Origin of the sequence: Maledivibacter halophilus, from assembly GCF_900167445.1 — a bacterium.
Taxonomy (GTDB): Bacteria; Bacillota; Clostridia; order Peptostreptococcales; family Caminicellaceae; genus Maledivibacter; species Maledivibacter halophilus.
In genome coordinates, this window is record NZ_FUZT01000010.1 from 137,989 (window position 1) to 160,505 (window position 22,517).

Below are 22,517 nucleotides of genomic sequence, written 5' to 3' on the forward strand. Positions count from 1 at the left end.
TTACTTTTTTGAGAATTTATGTCATTAAAGATTAACTTCACATTCCCAGCACTTTAATATACTCAATACATTGATCTTCTGGCCCTTGTAAAAGGCTATGTTCTTCTTTTAATCTTACAACATATTCTATCATTTCCTTAGTTATACGTTCACCGGGTGTAACAAGTGGAATCCCTGGAGGATAAGTCATTATCGATTCTCCGCTGACTTCTCCAGCCGCTTCTTCAAATCTTACTATTTTTTTTCTACTATAATATGCATCTCTAGGTGAAACTATTATCTCCGGATTTTTTAAAATATCTCGTTTACCTTTAATAATTTTCTCCTTTTTATATTTCTGTGCTATATCCTTTAAAGCATCTATTAAAGCTTTTATAGATTCTTCAGTATCCCCCAAGCTTACTATGGCAAGTATATTGTACATATCTCCCAGTTCAGTCTGAATATTATATTCGTCTGTTAAAATATCGTATACCTCAAATCCACTTAATCCTATTTTCCTTACGTTTACACCTAGTTTTGTTTCATCGAAATTGAATACACCTGGAGTTCCTATAAGTTCTTTACCAAAGGCATATAGTCCATTGGTTTTATTTATTTCATCCCTAGCCCATCTTGATAAATATAATACTCTTTCCAGCATTTTTTCTCCCCTGGTAGCTATTTGCCTCCTGGCAATGTCTAAGCTTGCCATCAGTAAATATGAAGCACTTGTAGTTTGAGTAAGATTAAGGGTAGTTTTTACATATTTTGAATCAATTAAGCCTTGATTTAATAACAGTATTGAACTTTGAGTTAATGACCCTCCTGTTTTATGGGTACTAACTGCACACATATCTGCACCTGCATCCATTGCTTCCAAAGGTAGTTCATCATGAAATTTCATGTGGGCACCATGGGCTTCATCAACAAGAACAGCCATATTATTTTTATGGGCTATATCAACTATTGATTTTAAATCAGAAGTGGCGCCATAATAGGTTGGATTTATTAAAAATATTGCTTTAGCATCTGGGTGATTTGCTATTACTCTTTTGACTTCATCAAAGCTTATTCCCATGGCAATACCTAATTCATCATTTATTTCAGGTTGAATATATACTGGAATGGCACCACTAAGTATCAAAGCAGTTGTTGCTGATTTATGTGCATTTCGTGGAAGTATTATCTTATCACCTGGACTACATGCACTCATAATCATTGTTTGAACTCCAGCTGTAGTTCCATTTACAAGAAAGAATCCATAATCTGCACCATAGGCTTTGGCTGCAAGGTCTTCTGCTTCTTTTATTACTCCTATAGGATTACATATATTATCTAAACTCTTCATGGCATTTACATCTAGTTCTAGCATAGCCTGACCAAAATAATCTGTCATTTCTTTTATACCTATCCCATGTTTATGGCCTGGAACATCAAAGGGGATGACATTTTTTTTATGATATTCCTTCATAGCTTCAAATAGAGGAGCTCTATTTTGATTCAATAAGTTCAAATTTTACCACATCCTTTTTTATCTATATTGAAATAATCTTAAATCTTTAATTTATATATCTTAAAAATATTCATTTACTGTTTTTTGAGATGTATAAATCAAACCTACAATTTATTTTCTATATTAATATATTTAATTATATTTTTTACTAAATTGCAATAATTAATTATTGTAAATTTAATTTATATTATACAAAAAAAATTAAGGCTAAAAAGACAGCCTTAATTTTTTACTATTCTATTAAACTCAAACCCTGTTCCTTTAATTCCTTCTCTCTTTTAACTAAAGCGTCTATAACCGTTTGAATATGCTCTGTCAGTTCTATGCCAAGCTCCTGGGCACTGTTTTTAATTTGATCTCTATCTACAGCCTTGGCAAAAGCTTTATCCTTCAGTTTTTTCTTAACTGATTTCACCTTTAATCCTTCAAATTTATTTGGTCGTACAAGTACACAAGCGATTACAAAGCTAGACAGTTCATCTACAGCATATAGTGTCTTTGCCATTTGAGTTTCCCTTGGTGTATTTGTATAATCAGCATGACCTTTGACAGCCATTACAAAATCTTCAGGATAGCCTTTCTCTTTTAATATTTCTGCTCCCTTAAAGGGATGATCATCAGGATATTTTTCAAAATCAATATCATGCAAAAGTCCACATGAAGACCATACTTCTATATCCTCACCGAATTTTTCAGCATATCCCCTCATTGATGCTTCAACTGCCAAACAATGTTTTAATAAGCTCTTAGAATCTACATATTCTTTAAGTAAATTGAAAGCTTCTTCTCTTGTTATTTCCATTTTAATCCTCCCTATATTGTTTTATATAAATCATTGCCATCTTTATGTATAAAGATAACTAAATCAAAAGGTAAATTTATACAAACCTTAATCTTACTTATTTTTAATTTTTCTACTTATATACTATTAAATCCTTTAAAAATTTATTTTTATTTCAAAAAATGATAAAGCACGTCTTATATTAGCGAAATTTATGGCTGTAAGACGTACCTTATCATATTTTCATTAATATAGTTTTTCAATAATATATTCTGAAGCATTTTTTAAAACATCAATTTCTGCTCCATAGGATAATATTGTATATCTTTTTCTAGTAAATCTAGCTTTCAATAAGGCTTCTTTTAACAAATCCTTTTCGATTCCATAATCAATAGGAGATTTGGAAAGTCCAATTGCCCTTAACCATTTTTCTACTTCTAAAGTATCTGGTACATATTTCTCTAATGATTTTTTTAATTCTCTACTGTTTCTACTATTTTTAAATTCTTTTGACTCAAGTATATAATTATATACTATACTTCCAATTAGTGTTCCAATAGCCACAGCGGTTCCATGATAAATTGGCTTTCTTCCCTTTTTCATAAAATCCACTTCAAAATAATGGGCAAGCAAATGCTCTGTTCCCGAGGCCGGTCTGGAATCTCCAACAATGGATATTGCTAACCCCGACAAAATTAGCGCCTTTAAAAGTTCATTAATTCCTTTTTCTTCTCTATTATAAATATTATTTGCATTTTCAATACATATGCTTGTGGCACTTTCCACAAGATTTGCAGCATACTCACAAAAATATTCTCCCTTGAGCTTAACAGATAATATCCAATCGCTAAGGGATATTTTTTTCCCAATTATATCTCCAAATCCTGACTGAATCATATCTAATGGAGCATTCTTGATTATATCAATATTTCCTAATATAGCTTCAGGAGGAACTCCTGGAAAAGTTATTTTTTCATTTTTTAGAATTAGTGAAGATACAGCCGATGCATATCCATCCATTGAAGGTGCCGTTGGTAGGGATATAAAAGGCACTCCTAATCTGCTTGATATAAAGCGAACTAAATCATTTATCGTTCCAGAACCTACTGCTATCATTCCATCTATTTTAAAACCTCTATTCATTAAAATAGTCCCTATGGCCTTTTCATCTGGTACTAATTTCTCATCATCAAATACTACTGATTGTATTTTAAATTCTTTTTTTAAATAACCTATTATTTTTTCTCCCTGTATTTCATAGGTATGGATATCCGATACAATTAAAATATCATTTCCTTTAAAAAATCTTTTACAGATTTCTGATATTCCTTTTATATTATATTTTAAATCAATATATTCAATAGGAATATAATGTTTATTACCGCATTTACATAAAATATCCTTATTAATTATTTCTGTAAAATCACTCATTATTGCACCCCATTTTATACAATATTAATGTGTATAAATTAACTATTTTACTGGAATATCTTTAGATGAACAACTTTAAAGATTAATGAATTTCAAAGAAAAAGTGCTGAGACGTTTATTATTTTCTATGAAACTTATATTAAATTCTAACATTATTTATGCATAGTGATTAAATTATTGTTATTAAATCTTTTATAGAATTAAATACATAATCTGCTTTAATCTGTGATTTTTTATACATCTTCTCTGTAGTTTCTCCTGTCAAAACCAATATAGTAGTAATGCCTAAATCCTCACCTGCTTTTATGTCTGTATATAATCTATCTCCAACTATAGCAATTTCTTCTCTATTTAGTTTGTATTTTTCTATAATCATATAAATTATATATTTATTAGGCTTCCCTATGATTAAAGGGGATTTTCCAGTAGAAGCTTCAAACATCTTTATCATAGAACCTGTATCTGGCATAAACTTCTTGCCTTTAAGGGGACAATTGAAATCTGGATGGGTGGCTATAAAGGGAACCCCTTCCATTATAAAATCACATGCCATCCAAATTTTCTCATAATTAAGAGTAGTATCAAAACCTAGAACTACAAAGTCTGGTTTATCTGATTTTTCCTTCACTAATCTAAATCCTGACTTTGTAAATTCTTCTTCTAAAAAGGAGTTTCCCATGAGGAAAACTTTAGCCTTCTCCTTTTTCATTTTTAAATATAAAATAGTTGCCTCTCCAGATGTAAAAATTTTTTCTTTATCTGCACTATAACCTAAATCAGCTAATTTTTCTTTATATGCTTCTTTATTCTTAGATGAGTTATTTGTTAGGAAAATAAAGTCTTTGTTTTTATACTCTAAATGCTGTAAAAACTCCAATGCTCCATCAATAAGACAATCATCTAAATATATTGTGCCATCCATGTCCAGTAAAAAGCATTTTATATCTTTTAATTCCTTCATATAAACCTCCATCCAGAAGTTATATCAACTCTTTTACTTTTTCAATAATATTTTCAACTGTTAATCCATATTTTTTTAGCAGCTCTTCTGGTTTTCCTGATTCTCCAAATTCATCATTTATACCAATCTTTAATACCTTTGTAGGATAAGTAGATGATACGGCATCACAAACTGCGCTGCCTAACCCACCGATAACAGAATGTTCTTCAACAGTTATAATTCCCTTTGTTTCTTTTGCTGCCTTTGCAATTAAATCTTTATCTATAGGTTTAATGGTTGAAATATTAATTACCCTTGCTTTAATTCCTTGCTTTTCGAGTAAGTCTGCGGCATCTATACATTTACTAACCAATAATCCCGTACCTATAATAGTTATATCAGAACCTTCTTTAATAACATTTCCCTTACCCATAACAAATTTATAATTTTCATCAAATATAGTAGGAACCGCTAATCTTCCTAATCTTAGGTATACTGGTCCATCGATATTTGCAGCTGCCCTTACAGCCTGCCTTGCTTCAATATCATCTGCCGGTACAATTACTGTCATATTTGGCAAAGACCTCATAATAGCTATATCTTCAACTGCTTGATGGGAACCTCCATCTTCTCCCACTGTTATTCCAGCATGGGTTGCTGCAATATTGACATTTAATTTTGGATAGCATATTGAATTTCTAATTATTTCAAAGGCTCTACCTGCTGCAAAAACAGCAAAGGTACTTGCAAATGGTATCTTACCTACTACTGCAAGGCCTGCAGCCATACCCATCAGGTTTTGTTCTGCTATTCCAGCATTTATAAATCTATTTGGAAATTTTCCTTTAAAGTTTGCAGTTTTAGTAGATTTTGATAAGTCTGCATCTAAAACAACAATATTATTATTTTCTTCTCCCAATTTAACCAACTCTTCTCCATAGGATACTCTTGTTGCAATACCCATTACTCTCCCTCCTTTTCAATAAACCCCTTCAATTCATTGAAGGCTTTTAGTCTTTCCTCATTAGATGGTGCCACGCCATGCCATCCAATTTGATTTTCCATAAAGGTTACTCCTTTTCCCTTCACTGTTTTTGCAATAATAGCAGTTGGCTTTTCTTTTTTATTCCTCGCTTGGGTAAATGCCTTTTTTATTTCTTCAAAGGAATGTCCATCTATTTCTATTGTATTCCAGCCAAAGCTTTCCCACTTTTCCTTTAAAGGGCTAACTTTCATAACCTCATCGTTGGCTCCATCTATTTGCAATCCATTATTGTCTATAATTGCCACCAAGTTATCAAGTTTGTAATGGCTTGCTGCCATTGCAGCTTCCCATACAATGCCCTCCTGCAATTCTCCATCTCCTAGCAAAGTATATACTCTGGATTTTTTACTATCTATTTTATTTCCTATTGCTATTCCCACCGAAGCTGAAAACCCTTGACCTAGTGATCCTGTTGACATTTCAACCCCCTGAACTTTTTTCATATCTGGATGTCCCTGAAGAAAACTGCCTACTTTCCTCAAACTTTTTAAATCTTCAATATCAAAAAATCCCTTCATTGCAAGTACCCCATAAAGTACTGGTGCAGCATGTCCTTTGCTCAAAATGAATCTATCTCTATTGGGATCATCTTTATTGTTAGGATTAATATTCATTTCTTTGTAATATAGATACGTTAGAATATCAGCTGCTGAAAGACTTCCTCCCGGATGACCTGAACCTGCCTCAGTCAACATATCTATTATGTGAAGCCTTAACTCATTAGCATATTTATTCATTTTTTCTATCATTATCTGCACCTCCAGTTTCTTCATAATTTCTTATGAAATCTATTCTTTTCCTATGCCTTCCTCCATGAAAAGGGGTGTTAAGCCATTTTTTTACAATTTCCACTGCAAGACCTTTACCGATCACTCTTTCTCCCATACAAAGGATATTTGAATTATTATGTTCCCTTGTGGCTTCCGCTGAAAATACATCATGAACTAAGGCTGCTCTAACACCCTTAACTTTATTTGCCATTATAGACATTCCTATTCCCGTTCCACAAATAAGTATTCCCCGTGAATTCTCTTCACCGGCAACCTCCTCTGCAACTTCCATTGCAATAGGCCCATAGTCAACAGAATTTGTAGAATAGCAACCATACTCTACAAATTCTATTTTCAATTCTTTTAATAGGGTAATAATTTGCTTTTTTAAGTAAAAACCACCATGGTCACTACCAATATGCACCTTCATAATTGACCTCCATCCCTTAATAATTTCCCTCAGCTTTCCCTCCAGATATAATTGCAACGGCTCCACTTGTTCCTATTCTATTAGCTCCAGCTTCTATTACAGCCTCAGCATCCTTTAATGTTCTAATTCCTCCGGCAGCCTTTACTCCAAATTCTTCTCCTACAGCTGATCTCAATAGTTTAACATCTTCTACTGTGGCTCCTCCTCCATTAAAGCCTGTTGCTGTTTTAACATAATTGGCACCGGCTTCCATTATCAGTTTACATGAAGTAATCTTTTCTTCCTCTGTCAGTAATGCAGTTTCAATAATAACCTTAGTAATTAATCCACTGGATGCCTTTACTACTTCCTCTATATCATGTTTGACAATATCGTATTCCTTTGACTTTAAAGCTCCTAAATTTATAAGCATATCTATTTCTTTAGCCCCATTTTTTATTGCTTCAATCGTTTCTGTTACCTTTGTTTTTGTTGTTGCTCCTCCAAGAGAAAAGCCTATTGGCACTCCAACTTTTACATTGGCATTCTTCAGTAGCTCATTGGCATAGGAAACATAAAAAGGGTTTACAAATACTGTTTTAAATTTATACTTCTTTGTTGTTTCACAAAATCTCCTTATATCGTCCCTTGTAGCTGTGGGCTTTAAAAGTGTATAATCAATTATATCTACTAACTTTTCCTTATCCATAAAAAAACCTCCATTATATTTTTATTCAACGGGTGTCATAATAACTTTAATTGCATCTCCATTTTTTATAGTTTCATATGCTTTATCCCACTCTGTTATTTTAAACTCATGGGTTACTAAGGCTTTACTATTTACAAGATTGTCATCCATAAGCTTTAAGGATGGTTCCCAGTCCCTTGGCTTTTGGCTTCTACATCCTATTACTTCAATTTCTTTTTGAACTATTTTTTCAAAATCCGTCATAATTTCTGCTGTAGGAAAAATTCCCACTTGAATATATTGTCCTTTTTTTCTTAAGAGATCTAATCCCATTTTTACTGCAGGTACTGCCCCAGCACATTCAAAAGCTATATCTGCACCATATCCATTAGTCACATCATCTACTATTTTCTTTACATCTTCATTTTGAATATCTACAGCAAAATCTATTCCCAATTCCCTTGCCTTTTCTAGTCTGATCTTATCCTTTTCTAATCCTGTAATCACAACCTTAGCTCCATAGGATTTTGCAACCTGTGCAGTAAGAAGTCCTATAGGTCCTGGTCCAAGAACTACTACAATATCTCCTTCCTTTATATCTGATTTACTAACTGCATGATATGCACAGGCAAGGGGTTCAGTTAAGGCGGCAGAAACATAATCTACATTCTCAGGCAATTTATGAACACTTTCTTTGCGGGCTATTACATATTTTGTAAATCCTCCATTCTGCTGGCTCCCCAATCCTTTTCTGCTTTTACATAAATTGTAATCCCCAGAATAGCAGTACTTACACTCTCCACAAATATAGAATGTTGTTTCTGAAGTAACCCTATCTCCAATTTTAAAATCATCTACATTTTCTCCAACCTCCACTATCTCCCCTGAAAATTCATGGCCCAATATTACTGGAACCTTCACCTTATATTTTCCCTCATAGGTATGTAAATCCGAGCCGCAAATACCAGCATATTTAACTAAAATTTTAACCTGGTCCCTGCCAGCCTTTGGTTCCTCTACTTCAACCAGTTCTAAACTGCCAAATCCCAATTCTTTTTTCATTAGGGCTTTCATCTTTATAACCTCCATTAAAATATTTAAATAATATCTATTGATAATACTTTCTATTTCTAGTTTCCTATTGACATTATTAATTCTACATATGATAATATTTTTTGAAGATATAATATTTATCTTTAAAGTTGGCTAACATACGAGTTTTAGTGGGCAAGTATGTTAGCTGAACTTTTCTAAATTATATACATTATATTTGAGCCTATATGGATTTTAATTGAAAATTCCAAATATTTTATAAATTACATAATTGATTAAATTTCCACCTTGATCTATACTTGAAATCATGCTTGCACCTTCAGGCATATTGAATTTTGCATCTATTGCCATCTGTGTATGGAATGCTGCCACATCTGTTGCCATATACAACGACATTGCTATTACTATTGTTCCAGCAATTACTGAATGGACTATATTCCCCCTTGCAGCCCCTACAATAAAAGCTACAATAAATGGAATAGTGGCTAAATCTCCAAAGGGAAGAACATTATTTCCCGGCAATATTACGGCTAAGGCAACAGTAATAGGTACTAATATCAAAGCTGTTGCAATAACTGATGGATGTCCTATTGCCACCGCAGCATCTAAGCCTATATAAATATCTCTATCTCCAAATCTTTTACTTAAAAATTCTCGAGCAGATTTTGAAATAGGCATCAATCCTTCCATAAGAATCTTTACCATCTTAGGCATCAAAACCATAACACCGCCCATTGACATTCCAACCTGTATTATTTCACCTGGTTTATATCCTGCCAATAGACCTAATATAGCTCCTAATATAACTCCCATAAAAATTGGTTCTCCAAATACTCCAAATCTTTTTTGTATAGTTTCCGGATCAGCATTTAAATCCTTAATTACAGGAATTTTTTGTATTAGTTTTACAAGGGGAATACCTAAGGGGGCATAGGATACTGTACTTCCAGTTGGCACAGAAACTCCTGGTAATTCAAAATAGTTTTCCAACATCGGTGCAGTCCAGTCTGCAATTTTTAAAACAATAATTTCAAAAATAACTGCTGCAAGTAGCCCCTGAACAATACTACCTGATAGGGAATATACAAATGCTCCTGTAAAAGTAAAATGCCAAAAATTCCAAATATCAATATTCATAGTTTTTGTTGTTTTTGTTAAGAGCATAATAACATTAACTAATAGTCCTACAGGAATAACAAATGCTGCTATTGGAGAAGCCCATGATATACTGGCAGAGCCTGGCCATCCAATATCTATAACATTTAATCCTATTCCAAATCTTTCTACCATTCCATGGGCAGCGGGGCCAAGATTTGTAACAAGTAAATCAACTACTAAAAATATACCTACAAAGCCTACTCCAATAGTCAGCCCTGATCGAAAAGCTTTACTTGGTTTTTGACCAAAAAACAATCCTAGTAAAAATATAGCCACTGGTAATATTACTGTAGGGCCTAATCCTAAAAATGATTGTAAAAGTTCAACCATGTCCTTCATAATTAAATCCTCCTATTTTTTTAATTCTTCTAAAATCTGTTTTCTTACATCATCTAGTCCTATTCCAGTTAAAAATGCCCTTGCATTGATTACTGGAAAGTCATATTTTTTCTTTACAATTGTAGTGGTAACTAGTAAATCTGCACTTTCAGCATATCCTGGAACCTCTGTAATCTTGCATTGAATTACCTTTGCATCTATACCATTTTCTTTGCATATTTTTTCAACTTCGTCATTTACAATAGTAGAAGTTGCAATACCAGTTCCACAAGCTACCAAAATAGTTTTTTTCATCCTATTCACCTCCCTTTAAAGCTAAATTTAATTTATTTTTTAATAAATTTTTAATATTTGTTTTACTTTTTTCAGTAATTAAATATTGTAGTACATCCTCATCCTGAAATATTTTCATTAATTTTTTTAGCAAATCAAGCTGAGAATGTTTTGTATTCATTGCCAGCATAAATACTATCTTTACAGGAGTAGTAGTGCTTTCTTCTCCCATTATTCCAAAGTCAATACAGCTCTTGAGAACACCAACACTAATAGCAGCTTTTTTAACATGTTCAATATCTGTGTGGGGAATTGCAACGGAATAGCTTTTTGTTGGCAGTCCAGTGGAAAAGTTTCTTTCCCTTTCAATAACAGCTTCAACATAGCTTTCTTTAACAAATCCCCTATGGTATAAATTATTTGCCATATATTTTAAAATTTCTTCATTACTCTTTCCCTCTATATCCTTTAAAATTAATTCTTCATTAAAATATATATCATTCATTTATCAGTGCCTCCTCTATTTCTTCTGCTTCTTTTGCTTTTTTAAGTAAATTTACAACTCTTTTATTTTTGAATTTATTATAGAGATACCTTATAGCATCCTTTTCATTTGTATCCACCGCCAGCAAGCATATCAATGACACTTTTTGCTCTTTATCCCATAGAATTGGATTTTTTAACTTTACAATAACGATAACTGATTTATTAATATACCTACTATCTGCATGGGGCAGGGCAACTTCTTGATTTATAACATAGCTTGTCATTTTTTCTCTCTCAATTACAGCCTCATAATATCCTTTTTTTACATAGCCTTCTTCAGCTAAAATATTGCATATACTTTTTAATAACTCTTCTTTAGTTTTTTCATTAGAATTAACAATAATCTTTGACTCTTTTACAATATTAGGAACTAAGCCCTTAAATGATTTTATAAAATTGCATTTATTACCATTTTCTAAAAGGCTTAATATTTGTTTTTCTCCATAATTACTATACAGTTCTTCTAAGGATATAAAAGGTATACCTGGATATTTGGGATTAATACTTCCTATAATTGCAACAATTTCATATTTTTCCATTGTTTCTTGCATTTTTTTATAGAAATCTCTTCTCCCGATAAATCCCATATGAATTAGCTCTACATCCTTAAGCTTCTTTCCAAAAGATTTTCGAAGCTGCCTTCTACAATGAAGAGCTATTCCTTCACCAGTTAAGCATATTACAATCATTGCTTTCTCTTTTCTTAGTAATCTATTTTTTACTCTTATTTTATTGAATGAGTAATTTAAGTTCTCTATTGCATATACCACATCTTTTAAATTTGAACCTGGCAGGATACTTCGTCTAATAGCTTCTATGACCATAACAGTATCTACACGATCAATAGTTTCTATTTTTATGTCTGTTCTTTGATAAATTATTTCTCCAAAGGTCAGAAGAGAGCCCATATCTACCAGCATTAAAACGCCTTTTCCCTCATCGACAGCTTTTACTACAGAAGTAACTTTTTTCAGGACCTCATGTGGATTTTCCTCCAATGTCATAACTACAGCCTTACCATGATTTGTATTTAATAGCTTATTGGCTATTTCCAGCATTCCAATACTAACATTACCGTGGGTGATAACAACTACCCCTACTTTCTTTTCTTTTTCTTCTTCTATCTTATTTCCACGAAGATATAAAGCTATGAATCCAATTTCATCTTCGGGTAGGTTAAGACCGTAATAATTCTTTATATATGCCACTATTTCTAAAGCCACATTATATTCTTCTTTATAATCTCTTTTAATCTTTTCTAAGTTTGTATTTATAATTTCTCCTCCTTGTTTTATCCGATTAAAAGTAGTATTTAAATGAATTGCTAAACAATAAAATATGGTAGAGTCCATTTTTCCCAATCTTTTTTCTGCAATTTTCAATATTTGTTTTACTAAAAATGTAATTTCATCTCCAACTATATTTGATATCTCTTCTGGAGAAAGGGGCATTAAACTATTCTTGACATGCTTTATAACATTTTTCAATCTTCTTTCTATTTCATTACCGATACGACTGTTAATTTCGTCGATATCAAGTCCTTGTTTTCGATAGCCTATATATGCCTTTTCAATATAACTATAAAGCTCCTTTGAAAAACCATATATGCTTTCATCGGCTTTAATAGGATTCCTGTACTGATCAGGACTAAAATAGAAGTCTTCCCATACAATCTTGTCTATTTCATTTCTTTTAGTGTTTATTTTTATTAGGCCTTTTTTTACATGGGTATTAAGATCAGAAATATTTATATTAACAACCTCTTCTTTTCCCATAACATATGGTAAAAAGCTCTTTGCACAAGCCACTTGTATATCACTTTTTAATTGTCCAATATTTCCAAAGCATTCATATAGGAGAAAAGCTCTTATAACATCTAAGGTAACATGTATTGGAGCATTCATCCTCGTTGACTCATAGCCAAAAAAAATTTTAATTAACTGTAATCTTTCCTTTAAAGGCCGCTCTTTCAATGAAGGAATTTGAATTACCATTGGAATACGTCTTCTAAATGTCGCCAAAAGCGTCGATTCAACATTTTCTGTAGTAGCAGCAATAAGTAATACATTGGCTCCTCTTGAAGCTTCAGTTTCTCCTAATCTTCTAAATCGTCCTTTGTCAATAAGCTGAAATAGTATTTCTTGCCCCTCTGGTGCCAATCTATGTACTTCATCCAAAAATAATATTCCACCATTGGCTTGTTCTACAAGACCTTTTTTATCATTTACTGCCCCTGTATATGCTCCCTTTACATTTCCAAACAAATGAGAAATTAACAGTTGGGAATTTTCAGCATAATCAGCACAGTTAAAAACAATAAAAGGAGAATCCTTTGACAGTCTTTTACTTTCAATGGCAAATTTATACATAGCTTCGGCCAGCTCACTTTTCCCTACTCCCGTTTCTCCCAAAATCAAACAGTGAAGACCATTGGGAGGATACAGCACTGCTGCCTTCACTTGTTTTATTTGCATTTCTAAACTTCCACGATAACCTATTAGTTTGTTAAACGCCCCTTTCATATCCTCTGCTTTCTCATCTATTTTGTTTCCTATACTGTCTTTTGTACTGGGTAAATTTTTTGATATTTCATCATTATTCTTAATAATTTCATTCATATACTTGGTAATCAAATACCGTGACACATTATATCCTTTTTTATTTATTATCCTTGTTAATTCCCGATAGGATATATTTTCATTGCTTTTCAAAATTTCAACTATTTCTTTACATATATACTGTTTTCTCCTTTCCCTTGAATCAAAAATCTTTAATTCATTTCTAAGGGAAGTTATATATTCTCTACTAACTAAAAGCTTTTCACTCAATTCTTTATCAGTATATGGTTGTTTTATATCCTCCTTAAGAATAATATCCTTTATTTGCTCCTTCACATTTACCCCTCCTGCAATATATTTTCGCAAAGTTTATGCCAAGCATTGGTTAATTTCTTTCTATTAGTATTAAAAAGCCTATTTCATCACTACTTTTTATGCTTTAAAAAATAATAAATATTTCGATTTTTTTACCTTTTTCAATTTTTTTTACGTTTTCAGTCATTTTCTTTACTATTTAAAGCCACTTTACTTACCATTGCCGCCAATAAAAAATCCCATTAGTCCTTTGGCTGATAAGGTAACTATTCTATATTTTTTTGCAACTAAAAAATGAGTTGCTTCTTTACAACCCATTATTAGAACTTCTTTATGTTGATATTTATCTTAATTTCAAAAAAATTACAAAGGACAGCTTCTAATCACATATATTGTAACTAGAAACTGTCCCTTGTTATTGCTCAATATTAAGCTGTTTTTATTATTTCTAATACCAATTTAGCTGTATTTACTAGATCTTTAATTTCTAAATGTTCTTCTAAAGTATGGGCCTTCTTTTCACCTATACCAAGGTTAATAGCCTTTATACCATTTACATTAAGAATATTTGTATCACTGCCTCCTCCTGTTGAAGCTGTAAAGGCTTCTAAACCAATATTTGCACAAGCTTTTTTAGCAATTTCAACAATCTCTTCATTTTCATCTACTAAAAATGCACCATAGGCTCTGGAAGTTTCTATTTCTGCCTCTGCTTTGAATTCTTCAGCAGCTTTTTTAAAGCATTCTACCATATGGGCTGTTTGCTTGTCTAGTTTTTCATCGCTCAAGCTTCTAGCTTCTGCCTTTATTTCTACCTCAGGGCACACAATATTAGTTGCCTTTCCACCATTTATTATACCTATATTTGCTGTAGTGTCTTCATCTATTCTTAAAAGGTTCATTCTATTAATGGCAGATGATGCAACCTGAATAGCACTTATACCTTCTTCAGGACAAACTCCAGCATGGGCCGGTGTTCCTTTTATTTTAACATCTATTTTATCTTGGGCCGGGCCTCTAACTATTATTTGTCCTGGAGAACCGCCACTGTCCAAAACAAATGCACGCTTAGATTTTATCTTTGAATAGTCAAGATTTTTAGAACCATTAAGTCCTCCTTCTTCCGCTATAGTAAATACTACTTCTATATCTCCATGGGAAATGTTTTCCTCCTTAATAACTTTTAACGCCTCTATTATTGCCGCTATACCTGCTTTATTATCTCCGCCTAAAATAGTAGTTCCATCACTATAAATTACGTCATCCTTTATAACAGGCTTTATTCCCTCTCCAGGCGTTACAGTATCCATATGACAACATAACATAACTGGCTCTACATCTTTGTCTCCTTTTAGAGTAGATATAATGTTGTTGGCATTGGACCCTATTTTTTCACCAGCATTGTCAACTGTAACTTCTAGTCCAAGCTTTTCAAGCTCTCCTTTTATGAATTTTGCAAAATCTGCCTCTTGTCTTGTAAGGCTGTCAATTTGAACATACTCCATAAATTCCTTTACTATTCTGTCTCGATTAACCATTATAAAACCTCCAAAAAATTTTTTTCTTGATTTTACCACTATCTCTATTATACTATTCTTAATATAAAAAAAATAATAAATTTCTATTAATATTTTAAAAAATTAAAGACGGCCATTGCCGTCTTTATAATATATTGTAATAATCTAGTTTTGCTCAAGCTTTTTATCTTCCATTTTAAATATATCATCCTCAGTTATTTCTGGGAAGATTACTTCTTCACCTAAATCATAATAGTTAAACTGACCTTTCATATTATAAACCATATTCATCTTAACATTAGATAAATCAATAGCTTCATCTTTCTCAGCCATTTGAGCAATGAGTTCCATAAATTTATCCATATTCATATACATTGTAGCATCTGTATCTACCTTTTCGTAATTCATTGTTTTCTTATTAATGTAGTATTTACTACTCATTTCCATATCCATATCATCAATCATTTGCTTTACGCCTTCTTTTACCATATCCATTTCAGCTGCATCTTCTTGTAAATTATCTATTTCACTTTGCTGCTGCAGTGATAAATCAATTGAAGCATTCATGATTTCCCCCATATAATCCTTCATGAATTTTTTATATGCTTCTTTATCAATATCTACATTAATTACATAGTATTCTTTGCCATCTATTTTTTCATTTTCACCATAGCTTGCATAGTTCTTATAAAACATAAGCTCTTTATCGGATACTTCAACAATATTCTGGGGATCATTACCCTGCAGTGACTGTATCTGACTTTGTATTGAGCTTATATCAGTTTTAATCCATTTATCTCCACTCAAAGACATCTTCTGATACATTGTATTTCCATCTATAAACCCTTCTGTAGTCTCTTCTGTTTCAACTCCATCAGCATTTGTTTTTAGAACTTGTTTCACATATGACCTATCTGGATTTTCAGTTTGAATATCAAATTCCATATTCATTTTCATATTCATCTGGTCATCGGTCAATGCTTCTTGCTCTTTTATATCCTCTGGCAGCCCTTCTATAGACATTTTCATATCTACGTCCATTTTGCCATTTGCTTTAAATGTTTTTTGCTCTTTTAAATTTTCATTGGCCATTTCTAAAATATCATCTGCCGATAGTCCATTACGGGTAAAGTATTTTTCATGGGCTTCTTTAGCATAATCAATCATTTCCTTAGACATCTTTTGGTCTAAAGGCATTACTGGATAAAAAGCTCCTCTATTTTTCTTAATAATATCATTCTTTAAAGCATATGCAATATTTTTTTCAGCTGAAGTACTTACTGCTTCCTTATCTATAAAATCAATTTCTTTATGTACAGTCTCTTCAGTTATATCCTCTACCCTTGTTCTTTCTCCAAAAACCTTTACAAGTATTATAATGGCTTCTTCTTTAGTTATTGAACTATTAGGATCAAATTCTTCATCCTTTAAAATAATATCTTTTTCATATGCAGCTTCTATGTAAGGCAAATATTCTTCACTTACAACGCCTTCATAATTACTTTCTTTCAATTCGTTAATTTCTACCTCTTCAGCATCAAGTACCTCTTTTATAAATTCTATTTTGGTAAATTGTGCTTCATTTGCAAAAGACATTATTGACATAGACATTATCATAATCATAGCCAATAATAAAATAGCTCTTTTTTTCATATTTTATTCCTCCTATATTTTTTTGCTTCTCAAACTACTGTATTCAAAAACAAGATACTTTTGCTAAAATTATATCATTTATAGTTAAGAATTTAAAGAGCAACAAATTTAAAGATTGAAAAGTCGGTATAGTTTTTATTATTTAAGAAAAAATAAGGAATAAAGAAATTATGGAAAATCTATATTGAAGTTTAACATTAACTTAATTATGGAGGTATTTTAATGCATGTTATATATCATGATATTGGAGGGAGCCATTCTTCGGTAGTAGCTTCTTATATTCATCTAAATAAGCTTCCAATCGATAGAATTCCTTCTGCAAAAGAAATAATTGAAGTTCCTATGTTCGATAAATTAAGAAAAAATCAAAGGGGAAGACTGATTTTTCATGGAATTGATGAATATAAAAACAAAGTGTATACATTAAGCAGATTATATTATGAACACCCTATTACAAATGCTTTAATGTCAATCCCAAGTATGATAGGTATTGATGAAAGGGAAATAATGTTAGTAGACACCTCCCCTTCAGTAAATTTTATAATGAAATTAGGAGGAGGTAGTTCCAGAAAATTAAAAATGGTTACCTTCGGAAGACCGATTGTAGCCTACGGGATAACAAAAACATATGGTAACATTGTAGATTTAGTGACTAAAACCAAACTAAAAATATCATCAAATTTTTTGTCCTAAAATATAACTTAGGGAGTTTTAATATTTCATTTGAGTGATTTTTATAAACCTGTTTTTCCATTAAAAGTTATATAAAAAAACAGGTTTATTACATGAACGAAAAAGAAATATTGAAACTCTCGATATAGGAATTAGCACAATAAGTTAATTTACAAATATTCTATTTAGCATAATTTATCAGTGTCTTTATTACTTTCTTGACCTTTTCTTTATCCATAGGCTCATCCGTTTCTTCTTTTAATAAGCATTCTAGAGCATGTTCTTCTACTATAATGGTTCCTATTTTATGGATTGAAGATTTTATAGCTGCTATTTGAATCAATATTTCTTCACATTCTTTACCATCTTCTATCATTTTTTCTATACCTGAAATATGCCCCTTTAATGTTCTTAATCTGTTTATGATTTTCTTTTTAGAATCTTGAACTGCCAAACTACCAGCTCCTTCTTACAATACTTTAAGTCTTCAGTATAGATGCCTTAAAATAAATTTGGTTTGATTTTTTATCAATTTCATCTTTTCTTATTGATTTCATTCAATAATTCATCACAATTCACATTATATATTTCACAAGCATTACCAATGCTCTTAAACAATGCTCCACCTCAACCAAAACATCTTATGCCAAATTCTTTAAATATCTTTTCTATTTCTTTATTCTCTATTAAAACATCGTATATAATATCTTCTTTTGAAAACATATTTTATCTCTCCTTCAACTCTTTATCCCCTTAGGGGGGTGGGGTATTTATGCTATTTTATACTTTTTGTTAATAGCCTGTCAATAGAAAAATAAATTTTTCCAAAATTTTTATTTTATAAACAAAGAAGAGCACTAAACGTGCTCTAAAACGCTTGACTAACTCCCCAGAACCTAGCTTCTTCAATAGATATATAATTCTTTAAATCTGTATTCTTGGCTTTTTCATCTATATTAATATCAACTCCATAAAATTTGGCTTCTTCTAATAAGAGATCCTGTGCAATATCTATTTTCTTTATATTATCTTTATTATTTATACATGTAATTCCAATAATTACTATGAGAAAAATTACTAAAACCATATCTTTATTTATTTTTATCAAAAAATCAACCTTCTTTCATCGTATATTATATATTAATTACAGAGTTTTAATTATATTATTATAGATTATCTGGTTCCTTTGAAAAATAAATTCTCTCACTATTTTCTTTGGTATGTCCGATTTCTTTTTGTATTTCACTTATTTTACCTAAAATAATTTGTGTTTCTATTTTAGGAACATTATAATATAGAAATAAATCTTCAAATTGCTTAATAGTTTTATTAAGCTCAGAGCTTATAGCAACAAATGAGTTAATATTTTTACTATTAATTGCACTCTTAAATTGCTCTAAATCTATTTTAATAATGTCAATTACATGGGATTCCTTTGTAAATTCTTTCATAGGCAGAGGGTATGGCTTAATCCGCTCTAGAAAATATTTGCCCTTTTTGTTAATGTTATATACATATGCTAATTCATATCCCTTTATATCAAACTTAACATAACACATCTTTCCGTTTATTTGTTCAACCTTAGCTCCTAGTTGAATAAGCTTCATATCATGTTGACTTGCTTCTGAATTAATATAACTATACTTTCTCATAATAGCACCCCCAAGTTTTTAATTAAATCAGTAAAATGGATAAAGAAAAGTCTCTTAGTAAAACCTTTAAAAATTGTCTTTTCTTGAAACATATATGAAAAATGATATTTATCTGATCAAATTACATAATTACCTTCAGCAAAACCTATCTACTATATATATAGATTTCCCATAGTAAAATTTAATTTATACGTATCAAAATATCCAGCATTTCTAAGGATTTTTGAGATGTATAAATTAACTATTTTACTGGAATATCTATAGCTTTATAATCTGCTGAAGTATACTAAATACATTATGCAATTTCCTCATCTATATATAAAATATCATTAAATATATAGTAGAAATAATTATTGAAATTACCATTAAAGGAAATCCAACCTTCATATAATTCACAAAGCTTAATTTATGACCTTGTTTTTGAAGCATTCCACCCACAATAACATTGGCTGAAGCTCCAACTAAGGTTCCATTTCCTCCTAAACATGCTCCCAAGGCCAAAGCCCACCATAGTGGCGTAACCTTTATTGCTGAAATAGCTGCAAGATTTTTTATAAGTGGTATCATTGTGGCAACAAAAGGAATATTATCTAAAAATGAAGACGCTATTGCTGAGAGCCATAATATTAGCATGGTAGTCATAACTAAATCTCCTTTTGTAAAATCTACCAACTTTTCAGCTAAAAGTTTTATGACTCCAACTTCTTCTAACGATCCTACCAATACAAACAATCCTATAAAAAAGAATATAGTAGTCCATTCTATTTCAATTAGGACTTCTTCAGGGTCTATTTTACTAATTAATAATAGAAAAGTTCCTCCAAATAATGCAACAGTCGCTGATTCTAAGCCAATAAATTGATGTATTGCAAAGCCTATTATTGTTAGACCTAAAACTATTAAACTTTTAACCAACAATAATCTGTCTTTAATTGTTTTAGTTTCATCAAGATCAAAAACTTTTCTTTTATTTTCTTCATTAACTTTTAATGAGCTTTTATAAATAACTTTAAGCAATAATATAGTAATTATAAAAATTACTAAAACCACGGGAGCCAAATTTATAATAAAATCCATAAATCCCAGTCCCGTTGCTCCTCCAATCATAATATTAGGCGGGTCACCAATTAATGTGGCTGTTCCCCCAATATTGGCAGATAATATTTCTGGAATAAGAAATGGTATAGGATTCATTTCTAAAGTATCTGTAATTACAAATGTAACTGGAGCAATAAGTAAAATCGTTGTAACATTATCAAGAAGCGCTGAGGAAATTGCCGTTATTACTGTAAAAGATACTATTATCCTCCAAGGCTCTCCCTTTGCTATTTTGGCAGTCTTAATAGCCACATATTGAAATATTCCTGTTCTCTTCAATATATTAACTATCATCATCATTCCAATTAGCAAACCTATCGTATTGAAATCAATTATCCCAAAGGCATGCTCTTGTGATATGACTTGAAAAACAATCATAAGAACTGCTCCAAATATAGCTATGGCAGTTCTATTAATTTTTTCAGAAATTATTGCTGTATAAGTTAGAGAAAAAATCATAATAGCTATAAGTAAATGGTTGTGTATCATTTTCTTCATCTCCTATCGTATTTTTTACATAACTACTATACTCTTCTAAAATATAATTTCAAGTACTATTTTAATTTTTAACATTCTTTTAACATATATGGATAACCAATCTTAAAACTTAATTTATACATCCTAAAAATATCGATGATTCTACGATTTTTTCATGTATAAATTTACCTTTTTATTTTGTTTCAATATATGAATTTAAAATTAAAAGTAATAAAATAGCCTAGCTTAAAATATATTAGTAATACGAATAAAAATGTGAAACTTTAATACTATAGATATTCCAATAAAACAGTTAATTTATACCTATCAAAAATCTCCAGAAACATTGGATATTTTGATATACATAAATTAAGTTTTGCTATGGAAAATCTATACATATAGTAGTTAGTTTTCACAAGAAGTAATTATGCAATTTCCTCAAATATATTTTAAAGAGGTGATCTAATGTTAAGAGTTCTGATAATTAAGAGAAAACATCTATACATAGCACTAGCAATTTTAATAATTCTGATAATTGGTATTATGTTACTAACATTTATGACAAACTCCAATGAAACTTTTTCAGAAACATTAAAATATGCATATAAAAATATTTCTCCTGAGCAGGCTCAAGTACTGATAAGCAATAATAAAAACTTGACTGTGTTAGATGTAAGAAGCGAAAGAGAATTTTTAGATGGACATTTACCTAATGCAATTTTAATGCCTTATAAATTAGCTAAGAAAAACTATTCCAGTTTACTGGAAAGAAAAAAAAAATATTTAGTTTACTGTGATACAGGAAAGGAAAGTACAAAAATAGCTAAAATCCTATCTTCTAATGGCTATCCCCAAGTTTATGTCCTTGCTGGAGGGATTGAAAAATGGAGCTATGATTTAACTAGATAAGGAGTTAAAAACATCTGATGAACCTTTGTAATTATAACTTCTATGAAATTGTTAAAAAATAGATTGCTTTACATAATGAAAGCACACCTTTATTAGGTGTGCTTTATTTCTTGAAATGGTCTCTACTAAATTCTAGATTTCTTATGCTTGAAATTTTCAGTTCATTGGTGGAACTGTTGGTTTCATTGGAAATACAGCATTTCCAGTCTTAGAGTCTATATGAAGGAGCCAATATCCATAATCTCCTTTTTCTGGTTCCCTATCTTCAAGGGGATACCAAGATATAAAGCCTGTCATACCTTGGCAGGGTTGATCTGTAGCTACATATCTTCCAGGTACTCCATAGACATAATATTTAACTTCCATATCCTTATCATAAGCCACTCCAAAAATATAGTGTCCATATTTATTCATTAAATTATAGCAATTATTCATGTAATAAACATAGGGATTATTGGCATAAATACTTAATATATAACCAAAAAACGGAAGAAAACCTCTATAGATGCTTTGCCTATCATAATTCATTTTCCACCATTTATAGCCTTCAATATTTTTCTCAAAAGGCTCCACTTTTTCATGATACTTTAATATATCCTTTACATATTTATAAACCATCTTATGATATTTTTTGTAATGAATTTCTGTTCTTTTGCTAAATTGATTTTTATCATGTTTTTTACTTTTATCTTTCTTCTCAGGCTTTATTTCCTCTTTCTTCTGAGGCTTTATTTCCTC

General features: G+C 31.0%; 22 protein-coding genes. 2 read left to right on the plus strand and 20 right to left on the minus strand.

Annotated elements, in window-relative coordinates:
• Positions 1–37: 37 nt before the first annotated feature.
• The 15 genes from B5X81_RS18815 to B5X81_RS18885 form a co-directional block, all read right to left on the minus strand.
• On the minus strand, positions 38–1,495 hold the full coding sequence (locus B5X81_RS18815; protein WP_244282158.1) for an aminotransferase class I/II-fold pyridoxal phosphate-dependent enzyme: 1,458 nt from the start codon (positions 1,493–1,495) through the stop codon (positions 38–40).
• 232 nt (positions 1,496–1,727) lie between these two features.
• Positions 1,728–2,297, minus strand: coding sequence for an HDIG domain-containing metalloprotein (locus B5X81_RS18820; RefSeq protein WP_079493939.1), 570 nt, complete (start codon positions 2,295–2,297; stop codon positions 1,728–1,730).
• A 225-nt stretch (positions 2,298–2,522) separates the two neighbouring features.
• Positions 2,523–3,707, minus strand: coding sequence for a sn-glycerol-1-phosphate dehydrogenase (locus B5X81_RS18825; RefSeq protein WP_079493941.1), 1,185 nt, complete (start codon positions 3,705–3,707; stop codon positions 2,523–2,525).
• Positions 3,708–3,876: 169 nt separating this feature from the next.
• Positions 3,877–4,668, minus strand: coding sequence for an HAD-IIA family hydrolase (locus B5X81_RS18830; protein ID WP_079493942.1), 792 nt, complete (start codon positions 4,666–4,668; stop codon positions 3,877–3,879).
• Between the two features lie 19 nt (positions 4,669–4,687).
• Positions 4,688–5,611 carry a transketolase family protein gene (locus tag B5X81_RS18835; RefSeq protein WP_079493944.1) on the minus strand — a complete coding sequence of 308 codons (924 nt, stop codon included), beginning with the start codon at positions 5,609–5,611 and terminating at the stop codon, positions 4,688–4,690.
• Positions 5,611–6,441: a transketolase gene (locus tag B5X81_RS18840; RefSeq protein WP_244282160.1), complete on the minus strand. Its 831-nt coding sequence runs from the start codon at positions 6,439–6,441 to the stop codon at positions 5,611–5,613. Before B5X81_RS18840 ends, B5X81_RS18835 begins: the two co-directional genes overlap by 1 nt.
• Complete coding sequence (rpiB, locus tag B5X81_RS18845) at positions 6,422–6,892, minus strand: ribose 5-phosphate isomerase B (RefSeq protein ID WP_079493947.1); 471 nt, start codon at positions 6,890–6,892, stop codon at positions 6,422–6,424. Before rpiB ends, B5X81_RS18840 begins: the two co-directional genes overlap by 20 nt.
• Before the next feature lie 16 nt (positions 6,893–6,908).
• Positions 6,909–7,580: a deoxyribose-phosphate aldolase gene (deoC, locus tag B5X81_RS18850; protein ID WP_079493948.1), complete on the minus strand. Its 672-nt coding sequence runs from the start codon at positions 7,578–7,580 to the stop codon at positions 6,909–6,911.
• Between the two features lie 21 nt (positions 7,581–7,601).
• Positions 7,602–8,633: a zinc-binding dehydrogenase gene (locus tag B5X81_RS18855; protein ID WP_079493950.1), complete on the minus strand. Its 1,032-nt coding sequence runs from the start codon at positions 8,631–8,633 to the stop codon at positions 7,602–7,604.
• Positions 8,634–8,846: 213 nt separating this feature from the next.
• Positions 8,847–10,109 carry a PTS galactitol transporter subunit IIC gene (locus tag B5X81_RS18860; protein WP_079493951.1) on the minus strand — a complete coding sequence of 421 codons (1,263 nt, stop codon included), beginning with the start codon at positions 10,107–10,109 and terminating at the stop codon, positions 8,847–8,849.
• A 12-nt stretch (positions 10,110–10,121) separates the two neighbouring features.
• A complete protein-coding gene (locus tag B5X81_RS18865; protein ID WP_079493953.1) occupies positions 10,122–10,403 on the minus strand; it encodes a PTS sugar transporter subunit IIB in 282 nt (93 codons plus the stop codon).
• Between the two features lies 1 nt (position 10,404).
• On the minus strand, positions 10,405–10,887 hold the full coding sequence (locus B5X81_RS18870; RefSeq protein WP_079493954.1) for a PTS sugar transporter subunit IIA: 483 nt from the start codon (positions 10,885–10,887) through the stop codon (positions 10,405–10,407).
• Positions 10,880–13,822 (minus strand): sigma 54-interacting transcriptional regulator, encoded by a 2,943-nt coding sequence (locus B5X81_RS18875; protein WP_079493955.1) that lies wholly within the window; start codon positions 13,820–13,822, stop codon positions 10,880–10,882. The genes B5X81_RS18870 and B5X81_RS18875 overlap by 8 nt, the downstream gene beginning before the upstream one ends.
• A 407-nt stretch (positions 13,823–14,229) precedes the next feature.
• Entirely contained in the window at positions 14,230–15,339 is a 1,110-nt protein-coding gene (locus B5X81_RS18880) for a M20/M25/M40 family metallo-hydrolase (protein ID WP_079493957.1), read from the minus strand.
• Between the two features lie 144 nt (positions 15,340–15,483).
• Positions 15,484–16,971 (minus strand): S-layer homology domain-containing protein, encoded by a 1,488-nt coding sequence (locus tag B5X81_RS18885; protein WP_079493958.1) that lies wholly within the window; start codon positions 16,969–16,971, stop codon positions 15,484–15,486.
• Between the two features lie 222 nt (positions 16,972–17,193).
• Here B5X81_RS18885 and B5X81_RS18890 point away from each other — a divergent pair, with 222 nt between their 5' ends.
• Entirely contained in the window at positions 17,194–17,664 is a 471-nt protein-coding gene (locus tag B5X81_RS18890; protein ID WP_079493960.1) for a DUF3189 family protein, read from the plus strand.
• A gap of 160 nt (positions 17,665–17,824) precedes the next feature.
• Here B5X81_RS18890 and B5X81_RS18895 read toward each other — a convergent pair whose 3' ends face one another.
• The 4 genes from B5X81_RS18895 to B5X81_RS18910 form a co-directional block, all read right to left on the minus strand.
• The gene (locus B5X81_RS18895) at positions 17,825–18,097 is read right to left on the minus strand and encodes a metal-sensitive transcriptional regulator (RefSeq protein ID WP_079493961.1); all 273 of its coding nucleotides are present in this window, start codon (positions 18,095–18,097) and stop codon (positions 17,825–17,827) included.
• A 414-nt stretch (positions 18,098–18,511) separates the two neighbouring features.
• Positions 18,512–18,751 (minus strand): hypothetical protein, encoded by a 240-nt coding sequence (locus B5X81_RS18900; protein WP_079493963.1) that lies wholly within the window; start codon positions 18,749–18,751, stop codon positions 18,512–18,514.
• Between the two features lie 58 nt (positions 18,752–18,809).
• Entirely contained in the window at positions 18,810–19,295 is a 486-nt protein-coding gene (locus B5X81_RS18905; protein WP_079493964.1) for a hypothetical protein, read from the minus strand.
• Positions 19,296–19,607: 312 nt separating this feature from the next.
• Positions 19,608–20,882, minus strand: coding sequence for an ArsB/NhaD family transporter (locus tag B5X81_RS18910; protein ID WP_079493966.1), 1,275 nt, complete (start codon positions 20,880–20,882; stop codon positions 19,608–19,610).
• 453 nt (positions 20,883–21,335) lie between these two features.
• On the opposite strand from B5X81_RS18910, the gene B5X81_RS18915 reads away from it, so the two are divergent.
• Positions 21,336–21,779 (plus strand): rhodanese-like domain-containing protein, encoded by a 444-nt coding sequence (locus tag B5X81_RS18915; protein ID WP_079493967.1) that lies wholly within the window; start codon positions 21,336–21,338, stop codon positions 21,777–21,779.
• Positions 21,780–21,935: 156 nt separating this feature from the next.
• Here B5X81_RS18915 and B5X81_RS18920 read toward each other — a convergent pair.
• A partial coding sequence (locus B5X81_RS18920; protein ID WP_208985096.1) for a hypothetical protein occupies positions 21,936–22,517 on the minus strand: 582 nt, incomplete at its 5' end.

What these genes read in the sequence shown, in the direction of transcription:
- rpiB (WP_079493947.1), bottom strand. Translation starts at nt 6,892, where the DNA reads ATGAAGGTGCATATTGGTAGTGACCATGGTGGTTTTTACTTAAAAAAG.
- B5X81_RS18865 (WP_079493953.1), bottom strand. Translation starts at nt 10,403, where the DNA reads ATGAAAAAAACTATTTTGGTAGCTTGTGGAACTGGTATTGCAACTTCT.
- B5X81_RS18820 (WP_079493939.1), bottom strand. Translation starts at nt 2,297, where the DNA reads ATGGAAATAACAAGAGAAGAAGCTTTCAATTTACTTAAAGAATATGTA.
- B5X81_RS18910 (WP_079493966.1), bottom strand. Translation starts at nt 20,882, where the DNA reads ATGATACACAACCATTTACTTATAGCTATTATGATTTTTTCTCTAACT.
- B5X81_RS18915 (WP_079493967.1), top strand. Translation starts at nt 21,336, where the DNA reads ATGTTAAGAGTTCTGATAATTAAGAGAAAACATCTATACATAGCACTA.
- B5X81_RS18880 (WP_079493957.1), bottom strand. Translation starts at nt 15,339, where the DNA reads ATGGTTAATCGAGACAGAATAGTAAAGGAATTTATGGAGTATGTTCAA.
- B5X81_RS18905 (WP_079493964.1), bottom strand. Translation starts at nt 19,295, where the DNA reads ATGAGAAAGTATAGTTATATTAATTCAGAAGCAAGTCAACATGATATG.
- B5X81_RS18860 (WP_079493951.1), bottom strand. Translation starts at nt 10,109, where the DNA reads ATGAAGGACATGGTTGAACTTTTACAATCATTTTTAGGATTAGGCCCT.
- deoC (WP_079493948.1), bottom strand. Translation starts at nt 7,580, where the DNA reads ATGGATAAGGAAAAGTTAGTAGATATAATTGATTATACACTTTTAAAG.
- B5X81_RS18835 (WP_079493944.1), bottom strand. Translation starts at nt 5,611, where the DNA reads ATGGGTATTGCAACAAGAGTATCCTATGGAGAAGAGTTGGTTAAATTG.
- B5X81_RS18870 (WP_079493954.1), bottom strand. Translation starts at nt 10,887, where the DNA reads ATGAATGATATATATTTTAATGAAGAATTAATTTTAAAGGATATAGAG.
- B5X81_RS18825 (WP_079493941.1), bottom strand. Translation starts at nt 3,707, where the DNA reads ATGAGTGATTTTACAGAAATAATTAATAAGGATATTTTATGTAAATGC.
- B5X81_RS18890 (WP_079493960.1), top strand. Translation starts at nt 17,194, where the DNA reads ATGCATGTTATATATCATGATATTGGAGGGAGCCATTCTTCGGTAGTA.
- B5X81_RS18840 (WP_244282160.1), bottom strand. Translation starts at nt 6,441, where the DNA reads ATGATAGAAAAAATGAATAAATATGCTAATGAGTTAAGGCTTCACATA.
- B5X81_RS18830 (WP_079493942.1), bottom strand. Translation starts at nt 4,668, where the DNA reads ATGAAGGAATTAAAAGATATAAAATGCTTTTTACTGGACATGGATGGC.
- B5X81_RS18885 (WP_079493958.1), bottom strand. Translation starts at nt 16,971, where the DNA reads ATGAAAAAAAGAGCTATTTTATTATTGGCTATGATTATGATAATGTCT.
- B5X81_RS18855 (WP_079493950.1), bottom strand. Translation starts at nt 8,633, where the DNA reads ATGAAAGCCCTAATGAAAAAAGAATTGGGATTTGGCAGTTTAGAACTG.